Annotated in this window: 18 protein-coding genes and 1 pseudogene; 9 read left to right on the forward strand and 10 right to left on the reverse strand. The window is 47.6% G+C overall.

Features of this window, described 5'->3' with window-relative positions; translation table 11 throughout:
* Positions 1–57: 57 nt before the first annotated feature.
* From AC3CIC_RS12350 to AC3CIC_RS12360, 3 genes and pseudogenes are all read right to left on the reverse strand, one after another.
* Positions 58–453, reverse strand: coding sequence for a hypothetical protein (locus tag AC3CIC_RS12350; RefSeq protein ID WP_488514757.1), 396 nt, complete (start codon positions 451–453; stop codon positions 58–60).
* The gene (locus tag AC3CIC_RS12355) at positions 450–929 is read right to left on the reverse strand and encodes a DUF2919 domain-containing protein (protein WP_017004436.1); all 480 of its coding nucleotides are present in this window, start codon (positions 927–929) and stop codon (positions 450–452) included. Before AC3CIC_RS12355 ends, AC3CIC_RS12350 begins: the two co-directional genes overlap by 4 nt.
* Before the next feature lie 171 nt (positions 930–1,100).
* A pseudogene (locus tag AC3CIC_RS12360) lies at positions 1,101–1,420 on the reverse strand (heavy metal-binding domain-containing protein).
* A gap of 123 nt (positions 1,421–1,543) precedes the next feature.
* Between AC3CIC_RS12360 and AC3CIC_RS12365 the strand changes: the two are divergent.
* The 3 genes from AC3CIC_RS12365 to AC3CIC_RS12375 are packed head-to-tail and all read left to right on the forward strand — an operon-like array spanning position 1,544 to position 2,704.
* Positions 1,544–1,885 (forward strand): DUF2956 domain-containing protein, encoded by a 342-nt coding sequence (locus AC3CIC_RS12365; protein WP_016960071.1) that lies wholly within the window; start codon positions 1,544–1,546, stop codon positions 1,883–1,885.
* 18 nt (positions 1,886–1,903) lie between these two features.
* Positions 1,904–2,344 carry a DUF1499 domain-containing protein gene (locus AC3CIC_RS12370; protein ID WP_488514758.1) on the forward strand — a complete coding sequence of 147 codons (441 nt, stop codon included), beginning with the start codon at positions 1,904–1,906 and terminating at the stop codon, positions 2,342–2,344.
* Positions 2,345–2,704 (forward strand): MmcQ/YjbR family DNA-binding protein, encoded by a 360-nt coding sequence (locus AC3CIC_RS12375; protein WP_488514759.1) that lies wholly within the window; start codon positions 2,345–2,347, stop codon positions 2,702–2,704. It abuts the gene before it with no gap.
* A 38-nt stretch (positions 2,705–2,742) separates the two neighbouring features.
* Here AC3CIC_RS12375 and AC3CIC_RS12380 read toward each other — a convergent pair whose 3' ends face one another.
* Together AC3CIC_RS12380 and AC3CIC_RS12385 are read right to left on the reverse strand one after the other, a co-directional pair.
* Positions 2,743–3,024, reverse strand: coding sequence for a winged helix-turn-helix domain-containing protein (locus AC3CIC_RS12380; RefSeq protein WP_016960068.1), 282 nt, complete (start codon positions 3,022–3,024; stop codon positions 2,743–2,745).
* Between the two features lie 199 nt (positions 3,025–3,223).
* Complete coding sequence (locus tag AC3CIC_RS12385; protein WP_488514760.1) at positions 3,224–3,574, reverse strand: ArsR/SmtB family transcription factor; 351 nt, start codon at positions 3,572–3,574, stop codon at positions 3,224–3,226.
* A 197-nt stretch (positions 3,575–3,771) separates the two neighbouring features.
* Here AC3CIC_RS12385 and AC3CIC_RS12390 point away from each other — a divergent pair, with 197 nt between their 5' ends.
* From AC3CIC_RS12390 to AC3CIC_RS12410, 5 genes are all read left to right on the forward strand, one after another.
* On the forward strand, positions 3,772–4,122 hold the full coding sequence (locus AC3CIC_RS12390) for an ArsC family reductase (protein WP_016960066.1): 351 nt from the start codon (positions 3,772–3,774) through the stop codon (positions 4,120–4,122).
* 24 nt (positions 4,123–4,146) lie between these two features.
* A complete protein-coding gene (gene dapE / locus AC3CIC_RS12395) occupies positions 4,147–5,283 on the forward strand; it encodes a succinyl-diaminopimelate desuccinylase (RefSeq protein WP_016960065.1) in 1,137 nt (378 codons plus the stop codon).
* Complete coding sequence (locus AC3CIC_RS12400) at positions 5,280–5,951, forward strand: M15 family metallopeptidase (RefSeq protein WP_488514761.1); 672 nt, start codon at positions 5,280–5,282, stop codon at positions 5,949–5,951. Before dapE ends, AC3CIC_RS12400 begins: the two co-directional genes overlap by 4 nt.
* Position 5,952: 1 nt before the next feature.
* Entirely contained in the window at positions 5,953–6,165 is a 213-nt protein-coding gene (locus AC3CIC_RS12405; protein WP_488514762.1) for a DUF2897 family protein, read from the forward strand.
* Between the two features lie 212 nt (positions 6,166–6,377).
* On the forward strand, positions 6,378–7,481 hold the full coding sequence (locus AC3CIC_RS12410; RefSeq protein ID WP_488514763.1) for a phosphoribosylaminoimidazolesuccinocarboxamide synthase: 1,104 nt from the start codon (positions 6,378–6,380) through the stop codon (positions 7,479–7,481).
* 77 nt (positions 7,482–7,558) lie between these two features.
* On the opposite strand, the gene bamC is transcribed toward AC3CIC_RS12410, so the two are convergent.
* Together bamC and dapA are read right to left on the reverse strand one after the other, a co-directional pair.
* Positions 7,559–8,584, reverse strand: coding sequence for an outer membrane protein assembly factor BamC (gene bamC / locus AC3CIC_RS12415; protein ID WP_017004444.1), 1,026 nt, complete (start codon positions 8,582–8,584; stop codon positions 7,559–7,561).
* Between the two features lie 18 nt (positions 8,585–8,602).
* The gene (gene dapA / locus AC3CIC_RS12420) at positions 8,603–9,481 is read right to left on the reverse strand and encodes a 4-hydroxy-tetrahydrodipicolinate synthase (RefSeq protein ID WP_488514764.1); all 879 of its coding nucleotides are present in this window, start codon (positions 9,479–9,481) and stop codon (positions 8,603–8,605) included.
* 359 nt (positions 9,482–9,840) lie between these two features.
* Here dapA and bcp point away from each other — a divergent pair, with 359 nt between their 5' ends.
* A complete protein-coding gene (bcp, locus tag AC3CIC_RS12425; RefSeq protein WP_488514765.1) occupies positions 9,841–10,311 on the forward strand; it encodes a thioredoxin-dependent thiol peroxidase in 471 nt (156 codons plus the stop codon).
* A gap of 89 nt (positions 10,312–10,400) precedes the next feature.
* Here the strand turns inward: bcp and AC3CIC_RS12430 are convergent, their stop codons facing one another.
* From AC3CIC_RS12430 to AC3CIC_RS12440, 3 genes are all read right to left on the reverse strand, one after another.
* The gene (locus AC3CIC_RS12430) at positions 10,401–11,885 is read right to left on the reverse strand and encodes an FAD-dependent oxidoreductase (protein ID WP_488515911.1); all 1,485 of its coding nucleotides are present in this window, start codon (positions 11,883–11,885) and stop codon (positions 10,401–10,403) included.
* Between the two features lie 108 nt (positions 11,886–11,993).
* Positions 11,994–13,076 carry an AI-2E family transporter gene (locus AC3CIC_RS12435; RefSeq protein WP_016960057.1) on the reverse strand — a complete coding sequence of 361 codons (1,083 nt, stop codon included), beginning with the start codon at positions 13,074–13,076 and terminating at the stop codon, positions 11,994–11,996.
* Between the two features lie 12 nt (positions 13,077–13,088).
* The gene (locus AC3CIC_RS12440; protein ID WP_016960056.1) at positions 13,089–13,310 is read right to left on the reverse strand and encodes a sulfurtransferase TusA family protein; all 222 of its coding nucleotides are present in this window, start codon (positions 13,308–13,310) and stop codon (positions 13,089–13,091) included.
* Positions 13,311–13,330 lie beyond the last annotated feature (20 nt).

The following is a 13,330-nucleotide window of genomic DNA, read 5'->3' on the forward strand; positions in this document are numbered from 1 at the left end:
ACTGCCAACATTGTACTCAGACTTTGTCTCAGATCTGTAAAGATATCCAAGAGATGATTAAACCGACGTAACTTCCACCTGAAGTGATGCAGATTCGTCCAAAAATTCGTTAATTAAATTGACCGATGCCGGTGTATTTAGCCCTGCACATATGGTCGGCGCCATAATGGTTCGCCATTCGCCATCTGGACATTGCTCTTGAACGACCAATGATATCTTCACTTCATCTGCCGTTACCTCTAACAATTGAGCGGTGCCGACAAGAGATCGGCCCGAGGTGTCGTTATCAAATATAACTGTCTCTTCACCGGGAATGAGTGACACCGAGGTCTGGGCGCGGTGCTGTTTGCCTGCGCGATCCATTTCAAAATTCACATCAACTTGCCAATCCGCCATCGCCAATGGACTCAGCATGGCGCTAAACAGGACAAGTCCTTTCTTCCACTCGTTCATTTTTCTTCTCTTAAGATTGGCGCTTTGAATAAAAACTGAGTGCGGCGACTTTTAAAAAGGTAAATAACCAGCCAAAGCGCAATCAGTAAGGTCACGGCACTGCTCCAATGGAAACGCCAATGCAACATCATCAAGTGCTTGATTTGCAGTATCAAGTCAGCAAAAAACGCCGTGATTAAAAAGGCTTTACCCCAAAACCATATCCGATCAAAAAACGCCGGATAGCGGTGAAGGTTGCCAGCTAGCAGCATCAGCACCACTGCGGGAAATCCAACACCTAAGCCTATATAAAGGGCATCGTGGCTTGGGTAGAACAAGGCAAGGAGATCTTGTCCCTGCTCTCTGCTTACACCTGCAATCACAAACACCAGCCAAGCTCTTGCTAAAAAGACGCAGCTCAGCCAGAAAAGGAGGTTTGGCTTTGCATTGCCGTGCTTATCGAAATAATCAGGTGATTGGTACAAGTGCGTATTCATCTATATCTATCATTGTCAGGGGCTGAGAGTAATAAAACATTGTTCACAACCCATAGCCGAAATGTCTCAGTATTCGATGCTGGCGCAAAGCCCAAGCACGAATAATTGCGGAGTAGCTCAGTAAATTTCGCGACGAGATTCTAGTGAGTTCACACTTATCCTCACCATGCGCTACCCCAATGTTACCGCCGTTCCGCTCACGCTTACCATGAACATGCCACCGTTTGGCCCTACTACTTCATAATCGAGATCGATACCGACAACGGCATTCCCGCCAGCTTTCACTGCTTGCTCCCGTCATTCTTCAAACGCAATTTCCCGCGCTTTGCTAACTCGCGCTCATACGCGGCAGAACGGCCACCAACGATGTCGCGGATACTGGCGAATATATCCTTGAAGATGTTCGCGCCGAGTATTGCCTCACCAACAACAACGCCATGATAGTGGGTAATGTCTCGTCCTTGTACTGTCGGTGTCGTGGTTAAGATCATTTTCTATTCTCCCTATTTGGATTACTGGAACTTGGACACATTTACCGCTTTTAGGTTTCGTGACAATTCCTTATCAACGGTATAATTGCACCAAACGCCCTGATCGCGAAAGAATGATAAACCATGACAAACCCAACACCTTCGCCTGAAACCCAAAACGAAGCGATGCAAATCGCCAAAGCCACCCAGAAATCGAATCAAACAAAAGAACAAACTAAGCGGGTTGCACAAGGCATCGAGAAAGGTATCGCGCTTTATAAGAAGCAGCAAAAAGTAAAAGCCCGTGAACGCGACAAAGACAGGAAAAAACAACTGCGACACAAAGAACATCATACAAGCCAGGGTGACCTCGATGTGACAGAGTCATCAACGCCTGAGTCTACGTCAGGCCGTAATAGTCTACCATGGGTGTTACTGGTGTTAAGTTGGGTGGGATTTGCTGCCTACCTATTGATGGTGCAATAGAAAAACTGGGAGTAAACAATGAACAAATCACTTATCGCATTATTAAGTGGCGCTGCGTTGCTGCTCATGCAAGGGTGCGCACAAGGAGATGGAACAGTGAATGACAAATCAAGAACGCCATGTGGCGACAAGCCAAATTGCGTATCAAGTATCGATCCCCGTGAAGAATATGCTGTCGCGCCGTTTGCTCTGGTCTCAGATGAGGTCTCAATGCCACGCCTGGTCGACGCAGTTCTGACTTTGCCTGGCGCACGAGTCGGTACCCAAGAACCGGGTTATGCGCGTATTGAATTTGTCAGCAGTATCATGCGATTCGTCGATGATGTTGAATTAAGAATTGACGGTGAAAACCTGATCGTTCGCTCAGAATCTCGTGTGGGTTATTCCGATTTTGGCGTTAACCGCAAACGCGTGGAAGCGCTTCGTACCTTGTTGCAAGAAAAAGGATTCATCCAATAAATGAACGTGATCGCGCTGCGTCGCCATTGTGAGGTGTTGGTCGGAATCCGCCATGACGTGAAATGGGGCGGCGTCGATGTTTACAGCGTGCATCAAACCAAAATGGTATGCATCTTTTATGATGGCAACAAAATGGCCTGCAAAGTCCCTGACGACTTATTTTTGATGATGGCCGAAATTCCGGGATGTCGTCCAGCACCGCATTTAGCGAGAGTCGGGTGGATTGAGTTTGGCCTTGAGTGCACTCTGCCCAATGCGGAGATAGAGAGTATCATTACCCGATCGTGGCATTTGGTGGTTGATAAATTACCAAAATACGTTCAAAAGGCGTTACGGCAAAACGACAGCCATCACGGTTAAAAACATAAAAAACGCAGTCTGTTCACTGCGTTTCTCTTTTAGCCTGCGAGGGTGCCAACAATATCTCTTTTACGGTTTTCTACCCATTCGCGCTTGAAGGGACCCCAATCAGTCAGACGATAGTAGCCATCGTTATGACGACGTCCGTCTTGAATAAATGCCAACTCGATACCTAAACCAGCTAACGACTTAATCACGTCTTGAATGGTACGACGCGGCCAACCGGTCGCTTCTATCAAACGCGGAACGTTCGGACGTTCCATTTCTTCTACCAAGAAAGCGAGATACAGTCTTCTTGCAAAAACCGGATTCAGTTCCATTGAGACCTCCTAATATGACTTTCCCCATTATTCAATGAATAGCATTTGACGTATTGCGCTTGATCAATATGAATGCGCATTCACGGGGACACACTCGTCACTTAGAGAACTCCGACCCGTTCTCCTTCGTTCCGCTCAACAGAAAACAGAAACTGCCACCCGCAAAGGGGCAAGCACCAATAGTTATCGACTCACAAAATTACACCGCTATTGTTTGTACTCCCTGAGTGCTCATACCACCTTGAGTGACCGCTCCCTGCTCTCCGCACCAAGCGCCTTGAATGGCATTGATCAAGTTCTCTACTCTTGGGTCATCAATGCGGTAGAAAACTGATTGAGAAGATTTACGCGTCGCCACGAGTCCCGCTTGGCGTAACACGGTTAGGTGCTGAGAGAATGCTGACTGGCTCAATGCACTGTTTTGCAATAAGTGGGAAACATTACGCTCCCCTTCGCGCAATTGGCAAAGCACCATCAGCCGTTCAGGATGCGATAAAATACGCAGCACTTTTGCCGCTTCCGTTGCTTCATCTAAAAATTCTTGCGCCATATTTTCTTTCTCACTCAAAACGTCACTACATTAGATTTAACTAAAGTTAATTATATTAGTCAAACCTAATGTAGTACTTTGGATATTGCTGTTTTAACGAAAGGATTGTTTCTGAATCGATAACTGAGAGTGCCTTGCTTTCAAAACGTTGGAATGTCAATCTACGGCAAAAGACGACAAGTAAGAGGAAGCCGTCAATGACCACCATGGTTTACGGGATAAAAAATTGTGACACCATCAAGAAAGCGTTGAAGTGGCTCGAGGCGGAAGATAAAGCTTTCACCTTTCACGACTACCGTAAAGATGGCATCGACCAAGACATGCTGAAACAGTTTGTCGAAGTGCTAGGTTGGGAAGCGATGTTGAACAAACGTGGCACCACTTTCCGTGCCTTGTCTGAAGAGCAGAAAAGCAACCTCGACGAGACCAATGCCGTTGCACTGATGTTGGTGCATCCTGCGATGATCAAACGCCCACTTCTGGCGCACAATGGCAATTACTACCTTGGCTTTAAGCCCGACGAATACACCACCATTTTTAGCGAATAATCGAAAGTAAGGACACTTCTACTCATGACAGACAGCGCTGTATTGTCTTTGGCCAAGGATTTAATCGGCCGCCCCTCCGTTACCCCCATCGATGAAGGTTGTCAGGAGCTGATGATTCAGCGTCTTGAAGCACTCGGTTTCACCATTGAACGCCTCGTGTTTGAAGACACCACCAACCTATGGGCACGCCGTGGCACCGCATCGCCGCTGTTTGCGTTTGCAGGCCACACAGATGTCGTACCCGCGGGTCCTTTGGAGCAATGGCACACGCCTCCTTTTGAACCGACTTTGATTGATGGCTACCTGCATGGTCGCGGCGCAGCGGACATGAAAGGCTCACTGGCCGCCATGGTCGTTGCTGTGGAGCGTTTTATTGCTGATAACCCCGATCACACTGGCTCGATTGCTTTTCTGATCACGTCAGATGAAGAAGGCCCGTTTATCAACGGCACCACCCGCGTGGTTGATACATTAATGGCGCGCAATGAAATTATCGACATGTGCATAGTGGGTGAGCCATCAAGCACACACGCCGTTGGTGATGTGGTAAAAAATGGCCGTCGTGGCTCTATTACAGGCGATGTCACCATTAAAGGGATTCAGGGCCACGTTGCTTACCCGCAGCTGGCACGAAACCCTATCCATCAGGCACTACCTGCACTCACAGAGCTTGCGGCTATTCAGTGGGACGAAGGCAATGAATACTTTCCGCCCACCAGTTTTCAGATCCCAAACCTGTCATCAGGTACTGGCGCAAGCAATGTGATCCCAGGTGACTTCAAGGTGCAGTTTAACCTGAGGTTCAGCACAGAATTAACCGCTGATGATATCAAAGCGCGTGTTCATTCCGTGTTGGATGCGCACGGCTTAGACTACGATCTAGCTTGGACCTTTAGCGGTCATCCCTTTTTGACAGACACGGGCTCTTTGCTTGTTGCAGTTGTCGATGCGGTTGATGAAGTTAACCATCAAAAACCACAGCTTTTGACCACTGGCGGTACATCTGATGGTCGATTTATTGCACAAATGGGCACACAAGTGATTGAACTTGGCCCCGTCAATGCCACCATTCACAAAGTGAACGAGTGCGTAAAAGTGGCAGATCTTGAGAAGCTGACCGATATGTACCAAAAAGTGCTGGAGAAACTTTTCGCCAAATGAGTTGGACCATTTCGTCTCTGACAGGCCAAACACGCGATCATCTGGTAGAGCTAGATGATCGCTTGCTGCACCGCGACATTGTGGATGATTTTGTTCGCCTACAAGAAAGCGCAAAAGCCGCCGGCTTTGAACTTGTCATTGCCAGCAGCTTTCGCGATTTTGACCGTCAGAAACTGATTTGGAACAGCAAGTTTTCAGGCGAACGCCCGATCTTGGATGATAACGGTAATACTCTTGAACCAAGCACGCTGACCGATGATGAAAAAGTGCAGGCCATTTTACGCTGGTCTGCGCTACCCGGTGCTAGCCGTCATCATTGGGGCACAGACATGGATATCTATGCGGCAAACTTGCTACCAGAAGGCGTGAGCATTCAGCTTGAACCTTGGGAGTATCTATCCGGTCATCAGGCTCCTTTTTTTGCATGGCTGGAAGCAAACCTAGCCAGCTTTGGCTTTTTCTTTCCCTATCGTGAAGACAGAGGCGGTGTTGCCTTTGAGCCATGGCATATCAGCCATCAGGTCGTCACCTCTGGATTGCTCGATTCGTTAACGGAAGAGGTTTTACGGGACATTATCGCAACGTCTGATGTCGGTGGGCGTGACGCTATCCTTTTGTCACTCAAAGGGATATATTCAAAGTACATTGCCAATGTGTGCGAGGCCTAACATGGACATTCTCACTAACCCCTACTTCATCATTTTTATCGTGGTCGCGGTGGTGGTCAGCAATATCATGGCGTTGAAGTACACCGCAAAATCCAAATTTGGTATGCGACAGAAAGACAAGATAAAAGACGTCATGGTTGGCAAAGAACAACAAAAGAAAAGCGCACCAACTGACGACGATAACCATGATCGTGATAACAAGTCTTCATCCTGATGATCACGTTCAATGAGGCGACCTAAGGTCGCCTTTTTACTTTCATTTTTTCATCCCCACTCTACGTACATTCCGCACATGGATTTTTTAGGCAAACGTTTGCTTTTTCACTAACAGCACAAAAGAGTTCTGGTATGATGCCAACAAATGGGTGATGTGAGCTCTCTCATCACTTTGTGTTTTGCCGTATAACCCTAGATAGGAATGTCTCAATGAGCCTTGCGGATCAAGTTCTCGCCGTTAACGACGATCTTCCCATTCGTACCCACCAGCCTGTTCACAGCGGAAAAGTACGTTCTGTTTACTGGCTGACTGAAGAAGACAGTCAGCGCCTTATCAAAGAGAAAGGCTACGATGTCGCCCCTGATGCGCCGCTCGCGATCATGGTGATCAGCGACCGTATCTCAGCATTCGATTGCATTTGGCAAGGTGAAGGTGGTTTAAAAGGCGTGCCAGGCAAAGGCGCAGCACTCAATGCGATTTCCAATCATTGGTTCAAGCTGTTTAAAGAAAATGGTTTAGCAGACAGCCATATTCTCGATATTCCCCATCCTTTTGTCTGGATCGTGCAAAAAGCCAAACCCATTAAAGTGGAAGCCATTTGCCGTCAGTACATCACGGGCTCTATGTGGCGTGCGTATGAAAAAGGCGAACGTGAATTTTGCGGTATCGCATTGCCAGAAGGCTTGGCAAGAGACAAGAAACTGCCTGAGCTTTTGATCACGCCATCGACCAAAGGAATTCTAAAAGGGATTCCGGGCGTGCCAGATGCCGATGACGTGAATATCACCCGCAATAACATTGAAGACAATATCGCCGCGTTTAATTTCTCGTCCGTGAATGATATAGCCCGCTATGAGACGTTGCTCAAAGAAGGCTTTGGCGTGATCAGCAAGGCGCTGGAAGAAGTGGGGCAAACATTTGTCGATACCAAGTTTGAATTTGGTTACGTCACCGATGCTGCAGGTCAGGAGAAGCTGATCTATATGGATGAAGTAGGCACGCCTGATTCATCACGCATCTGGGACACGGCGGAATACAACGCGGGTAAGATTGTTGAAAACTCAAAAGAAGGGTTTCGACAGTTCTTGCTCAAGTACTTCCCTGACCCAGACATTCTGTTGAATAAAAACCGTATGCCTGAGCGTGAAGCATTAGCTCGCGACAACATCTTGCCTGAAGAAGCCTTGATGGATATTTCTCGCACCTATATGGGTATTGCTGAGAAAATCGTCGGTCATCCGATCCATTTAAGTGAAAATCCTAAGCAAGAAATTGTTGCTATCTTGAAAGCGGATTACGGTTTGGTTGATTGAACTTACGCCGAGTGACATAACAAAAAAAGAGAGGACGCCAAGGCGTCCTCTTTTCATATCAGTAATCAGTAAGCAAACTAGTTACGATTCAAACGCTCAACAGCTGCAACCAGTGCAGGGCTAAGGCTTGCCAGTTGCTCTTCTGGCACAGGTTTACCTGCACTGTCTGTCACATTAATTGACGTACGGTTGCCCAAATCACCGAGCAGAATACTGTAATTCTTACGCTCTAACTGAAGCGGTTGAACACCCAAATCTTGCCAGAACTCATCATCCTGATCTTTAAGCGCCACATTCAAGGTACCCTGAGATCGGTTACGATCTTCAATGGTAAAGCCAAGTTCATTGAGAATATTCGGCAAACGCTCCCAGAATACATCGTATGGAGCACGTGCGATGATAACAGGCAGACCACTGCGGTCTTTACCTAAGCTGATCGGAATATTCTTCACCAGCTCCTGTGCTTTCAAACGGGCTTCTTCACGCAAGTCGTTGTCATAACGCGCAGTGATCAAGTTAGTCATTTGAACGTTGTAACGCTCGCGGGAAGCCAAACGCAGATTCTCCGCTTCGCCGTTCCGTTTCCATTCCACCATTTCGATGCGGAAACCGTAACGAGCACGCTCTTCAATTGGCGTGAGGATATAGCGACTTTCGATCACTTCCTCATCATCTTCAATGGTCCACACAATCCAATCGGTTTCGATGCTGTCCGCAGATGCAGAGCGAACCGGAATTTGGGTTAACGAAGCCATTTCTTCAATCGTTTGCCACAAGCGCTGTGCTTGCTCGGCGCGCGGCATCCAAACGGTGACACCTTCAGCATCTTGCTCGTAACGTGCGCCAGGGATCAACTCTAGAATTTGCTGAGGTGGTCGAATATCAATATCACGCCCAATTGGGCCATCGAATTCACGCTCTGGAATACGATAAGCGCCAGAAAACTCTGGTTGCTGATCTGGCAATGTTTCCCACTGAGACAATGCAGATGTATCGAGATACTCGAAATCATCCGACGCTTGGCGTCGTTTATCGGCACTTGAACAAGCCGCCAATGAGGCGACCAGTACTACACTCAAGCCGAGTTTAAAAACAGGTTTCATTAAATCTCCAAAGAAGCGTTACAGTATGCCTGCATCAAGCAATGCCTGTTTCACTCGAGGCTGTAAGTCAGCATTCAAAACAGTGAGAGGCAAACGCAGCGTACCATCAGCAATCAAGCCCATTTCATGCAATGCCCATTTTACAGGGATTGGGTTCGCTTCTACGAAAAGATCTTTGTGTAGCGGCATCAGCTTTTCATTGATTGAACGGGCTTCATCCATTTCACCTGCCAGCGCTAGCTTCATCATTTTCGCCATTTGCGCGGCAGCAATATTATTCGTAACAGAAATCACGCCATGGCCGCCCGCTGCGACGAAATCAAGGCCAGTAAAGTCATCACCACTTAATAAGAGAAAATCTTCACGACAAAGTTCACGGTGTTGACGCACACGATCGAGATCACCAGTCGCATCTTTGATGCCAATGATGTTCTTGAACTCAGAAAGACGACCCACGGTTTCAGGCAGCATGTCTGCTACGGTACGACCTGGCACGTTATAAAGAATCTGTGGCAGTTCGCTAGACTCAGAGATGGCTTTAAAATGCTGATACAAACCTTCTTGTGAAGGTTTGTTGTAATAAGGCACCACGCTCAAGCAACCCGCAATGCCTGAGCCTGCGAACATTTTGCTAAAAGTAATGGCTTCATGCGTTGCATTTGCACCTGTTCCTGCAATGACAGGAATACGGCCATCTGCAAACTCCAGTGTTTTCAGAACAATCTTGATGTGCTCTTCTACGGTGACAGTTGCAGACTCACCCGTTGTTCCCACAGAAACAATGGCGTCAGTTCCAGCATCAACGTGAAAATCAACGAGATTTTTTAAACTGGCGTAATCAATCTCACCAGAGCTATCCATCGGCGTGGCAAGTGCCACGATACTTCCTGAAAACATTTCCTTCTCCAAAAATGCGTTTTCGACCATGGTACTTTTGGCGCAGGGCAAAAACAAGCGTATAGAGTAGGCCTATTCCTTGTGTTTGCGCGGTTGATCACCGTGAAAATGAACGATATTGTTCGTTGAAACGTATACCTTTTCTCTAAATGACTAAATGCGTTTTTTCTTATAGTCGCATTTTCGGTGCAGTTGAAGCAGAAAACACGACTTTCTTGCTTCAATGCTATTGCTGCACCATGAGAGATTGGGGCAAAAAAACATCGCGTTTCCATGCCAATATGCATCGTAACGATCAGGCATTGACTGGCATTGTCGATCAATGAGCCACGAATGATAAACATGAAAAAGGAAGACACATGCAAACGTTAACCGCGGGTGTAGCTGCACCGGATTTTTCGCTGCAAGACCAAAATGGAAACACCGTATCGCTAAGCCAGTTCAAAGGTAAAAATAAGGTACTGGTGTATTTCTACCCAAAAGCGATGACGCCAGGTTGCATTACTCAGGCCTGTTCACTGCGTGACAGCAAAAGCGAGTTAGAGGCACTCAACACGGTGGTGTTGGGAATCAGTCCAGATCCCGTTAAAAAACTGAAAGGGTTTGAAGATAAGAAAGCGCTTAACTTTACGCTACTCAGTGACGAAGACCACGCGGTGGCCGATGCCTTTGGTGTTTGGGGACCGAAAAAATTCATGGGTCGTGAATATGATGGCATCCATCGCCTGAGTTTCTTGATTGGTGAAGACGGTAACGTTGAGCACGTGTTCAACAAATTCAAAACTAAAGATCACCACGACGTCGTCATTGGTTATCTCAAAGGCGAATAACACCAAACGCTGTGTTACCAACTGATAGAAAAGAGAAAGCCGACAATCGTCGGCTTTCTCTTTTCTATCATAGCTTGTCGCTTACTCTCTCATGACCGCTGAAAAATTGATTGCTCAGCAGGAAAAGGAAGCGCTAGCGCATCAGGAAACTCGCGATTTCGCGCAATCAATTTAGCTTTCTCTACAATCGCATCTTGTTGCAGCGAGGCTGTGAGTATCAAAGACGGCGTTTGCCAACCGACGGGCAATGAAACCCAGCCCTTAGCTTCACAATGAGCAAGAATACGGTCTGCAGCCTGAAGCGCCGACGAGGCTTTGACTAGCTCGACCCGCGCGTAACGCTCACCCTCAAATGTTGCATCTGCGGCGCGCAAACTAGGGTCGTTACCCGGTATCTGCTGAGCGCCACAAAGCGGTTTGCCACCCACTTCTGCATGTTCAAAATCAGGCAGCCATTGACTGAAATGGGAAATAGCGCGTTCTGTTCGTTGACGAATTTCGCCCCACTCCCAGCCACCATCGGCTTTCACCACCATATGCTCTGGCAAATTGGGCTGTGCTGACTCAGCAGTGCTCGACACCAAACCACCTTCAAACAACGTGATGTCTTGGCTCATGCCGTGCAATTGAATAAACCCTTGTGCGTAGGGTGTCAGTTGCGCCATACCCTGCGGTGTGCCACGTTCGCCGTGCACGATGACCTCTGGCCACATACCCGGCTGCGATGGCCAGTGCGCCACATAGGCAGCTTTGTATTCCACCCAGCGCTGGCGCGGAAGCGATACTAGGTCGTCCAATACACCAGTACGAAAGCCACAAGCATTGATCACAAAATCGACCTGATGAGCCAATGCATTGCCATCGGCATCCTGCGTTCGAATCGTCCAACTGTCTTGCGACTTATCAAGACCTGTCACTTTTTGGTTAAGGTGTACTTGGCAATTGGGCGATTGCGCTAAACCAAGATCAGCAGTCGCAGCCATACGAAACACACTGAGTCCATATTCTTGCACTACAACCAAAGGAAACTTGAATTTGTCATGTGGCATAAACTTCGCCACGGGGATCAACCAGTCATCTGGCGTTTGAGGGGTTTCTGGCAATGGGCGCTGCGCCAAACGTACCAGATCCTCTTTCTCGTAGAGCGTGAAATATTGGTCAGGCTTCCCCAAAACAGCGTTGTTTGGGTCACTTTCAATAAGCGTACGGTAATGTTCAGTAAGCAGTGCAAGACGGCTCAAAATGGCATCTGGCTCTCCTGCATCTGTCGTTGGGATAGCAATAACGGTAGGGCGACGATTCACAGAGTGAGGATACGCCCGTACTGTCGCAATAGATTGCTCCAATAAGGCGATACACTGCGCTTCGGAAATCTCACGATATAGATTACCGCCGGCATGTAAATGGCAAATCGGCGGACCACTGACCAAGCTCTTTCCCGCTTCAATCAAAAGCGTTTCAATGCCCAACCCTGCCATTTTTAGTGCCGCAGTCGCACCTGCAACGCCGCCTCCGACAATACCGACTTTAAACGGCGCTTTTGTCGTCGCCAACCCTGAACGCTCATTACCCATCAAGATCGAAACTCTCATTTTAATTGTTATTAATGTTTAACTGCGTAAACAAGAAGAGACCCTTAAAGGTCTCTACTTGTTACCTTGCTCTAACCATTATGGATCATTTTAGTTGGAAGATTCTTCCACTGCATCATCTTCAAGATCATTCGATGGCAATGCATTCCATACAGCCTTAACCAATGTGGCCAGAGGGATCGCAAAAAACACCCCCCAGAACCCCCAAAGACCACCGAACACCAAAACAGCCACAATAATGGCGACAGGATGCAGGTTTACCGCTTCAGAAAACAAAACCGGCACCAGCACATTGCCATCAAGGGCTTGAATAATGCCGTAGGCAAGCATCAAATACCCGAGTTCGGGGCTGATCCCCCATTGGAACAAGGCCACCATGAAAATCGGTAGCGTAACCGCTGCAGCACCGATATAGGGGATCAACACTGACAATCCTGTTGCCACGCTCAGCAACGCGGCGTAACGCAAATCTAATAGCGAAAAGGTAATGTAGCTGGCGATGCCAACAATGATTATTTCTGTCACCTTGCCACGAATATAATTGGAAATCTGCTCGTTCATCTCTGTCCCAACACGATTGGTCAGGCGACGATTTCGCGGCAGCACCGTGCTGAATGACGCCAGCATTTGATCTCGGTCTTTGAGCAAGAAAAACAGCAATAATGGCACCAGAATCAGATATACCGCCAACGTTGCTAAACTCACTAGTGATGCCAATGAGCCTTTCACTGCCGTTTCCCCTAAGCCAAGCACGCGACTTTGCAACGTATCAATGAAAGCTTTGACCATCTGTGGCTGGATAACGTCTGGGTAGGCTTCCGGCAAGTGGGAAATGTAATTCTGTAAATCGTTGAACATGGTAGGAATATCGGCAATCAGATTGATCACCTGCGTCCAAATGGTAGGCACCAGACCGAAACAGGCCAATAGCATCAAGCCAACAAAAATTGTTAGTACCAGAATGACAGAGGCAACACGAGGCAAGCCAAATGACACCATCTTTGACACAGGCCATTCCAATAAATACGCCAATACAATAGCCACCAGCAGCGGCGCTAACAAATTGCCAAAGAAGTAAATGACAACAAAGCCCACAACAAGCAAAGCGATCAGGCTGACCGCATGGGGGTCAGAAAATCGTCTTTGGTACCAGCGGTTAAGCATTTCTAGCATGTAAATTCCCGTTTAAAGTTTGGTGACGCAAAACACCGTCACTCCATGAACAATCTGCTGTTCGAAATCAAACCCATTACTGTTCAAGTAGCGAGGAATGTCTTTCAATGCACCGCTGTCCGATACATATAGCGCTATTTGCTCTCCCTGCCCCAACGTTGCACAGGCTCTTTTGGCCATAAGCAACGCCATAGGACAACGTTGCTCACGCAAATCAAGGGATTGAATTTCCATTCTTTCTCACTGATCGCTAT

The organism is Enterovibrio sp. QJM3NY_24 (assembly GCF_057786035.1).

Excerpts from the sequence above, each read along its gene's own strand:
- AC3CIC_RS12385 (WP_488514760.1), bottom strand. The coding sequence starts at position 3,574 with ATGGCGCAAGAATTTTTAGATGAAGCAACGGAAGCGGCAAAAGTGCTG.
- AC3CIC_RS12405 (WP_488514762.1), top strand. The coding sequence starts at position 5,953 with ATGGACATTCTCACTAACCCCTACTTCATCATTTTTATCGTGGTCGCG.
- AC3CIC_RS12410 (WP_488514763.1), top strand. The coding sequence starts at position 6,378 with ATGAGCCTTGCGGATCAAGTTCTCGCCGTTAACGACGATCTTCCCATT.
- AC3CIC_RS12370 (WP_488514758.1), top strand. The coding sequence starts at position 1,904 with ATGAACAAATCACTTATCGCATTATTAAGTGGCGCTGCGTTGCTGCTC.
- dapA (WP_488514764.1), bottom strand. The coding sequence starts at position 9,481 with ATGTTTTCAGGAAGTATCGTGGCACTTGCCACGCCGATGGATAGCTCT.
- bcp (WP_488514765.1), top strand. The coding sequence starts at position 9,841 with ATGCAAACGTTAACCGCGGGTGTAGCTGCACCGGATTTTTCGCTGCAA.
- AC3CIC_RS12400 (WP_488514761.1), top strand. The coding sequence starts at position 5,280 with ATGAGTTGGACCATTTCGTCTCTGACAGGCCAAACACGCGATCATCTG.
- AC3CIC_RS12350 (WP_488514757.1), bottom strand. The coding sequence starts at position 453 with ATGAACGAGTGGAAGAAAGGACTTGTCCTGTTTAGCGCCATGCTGAGT.
- AC3CIC_RS12380 (WP_016960068.1), bottom strand. The coding sequence starts at position 3,024 with ATGGAACTGAATCCGGTTTTTGCAAGAAGACTGTATCTCGCTTTCTTG.
- dapE (WP_016960065.1), top strand. The coding sequence starts at position 4,147 with ATGACAGACAGCGCTGTATTGTCTTTGGCCAAGGATTTAATCGGCCGC.
- AC3CIC_RS12365 (WP_016960071.1), top strand. The coding sequence starts at position 1,544 with ATGACAAACCCAACACCTTCGCCTGAAACCCAAAACGAAGCGATGCAA.
- AC3CIC_RS12390 (WP_016960066.1), top strand. The coding sequence starts at position 3,772 with ATGACCACCATGGTTTACGGGATAAAAAATTGTGACACCATCAAGAAA.
- bamC (WP_017004444.1), bottom strand. The coding sequence starts at position 8,584 with ATGAAACCTGTTTTTAAACTCGGCTTGAGTGTAGTACTGGTCGCCTCA.
- AC3CIC_RS12435 (WP_016960057.1), bottom strand. The coding sequence starts at position 13,076 with ATGCTAGAAATGCTTAACCGCTGGTACCAAAGACGATTTTCTGACCCC.
- AC3CIC_RS12355 (WP_017004436.1), bottom strand. The coding sequence starts at position 929 with ATGAATACGCACTTGTACCAATCACCTGATTATTTCGATAAGCACGGC.
- AC3CIC_RS12375 (WP_488514759.1), top strand. The coding sequence starts at position 2,345 with ATGAACGTGATCGCGCTGCGTCGCCATTGTGAGGTGTTGGTCGGAATC.
- AC3CIC_RS12440 (WP_016960056.1), bottom strand. The coding sequence starts at position 13,310 with ATGGAAATTCAATCCCTTGATTTGCGTGAGCAACGTTGTCCTATGGCG.
- AC3CIC_RS12430 (WP_488515911.1), bottom strand. The coding sequence starts at position 11,885 with ATGGGTAATGAGCGTTCAGGGTTGGCGACGACAAAAGCGCCGTTTAAA.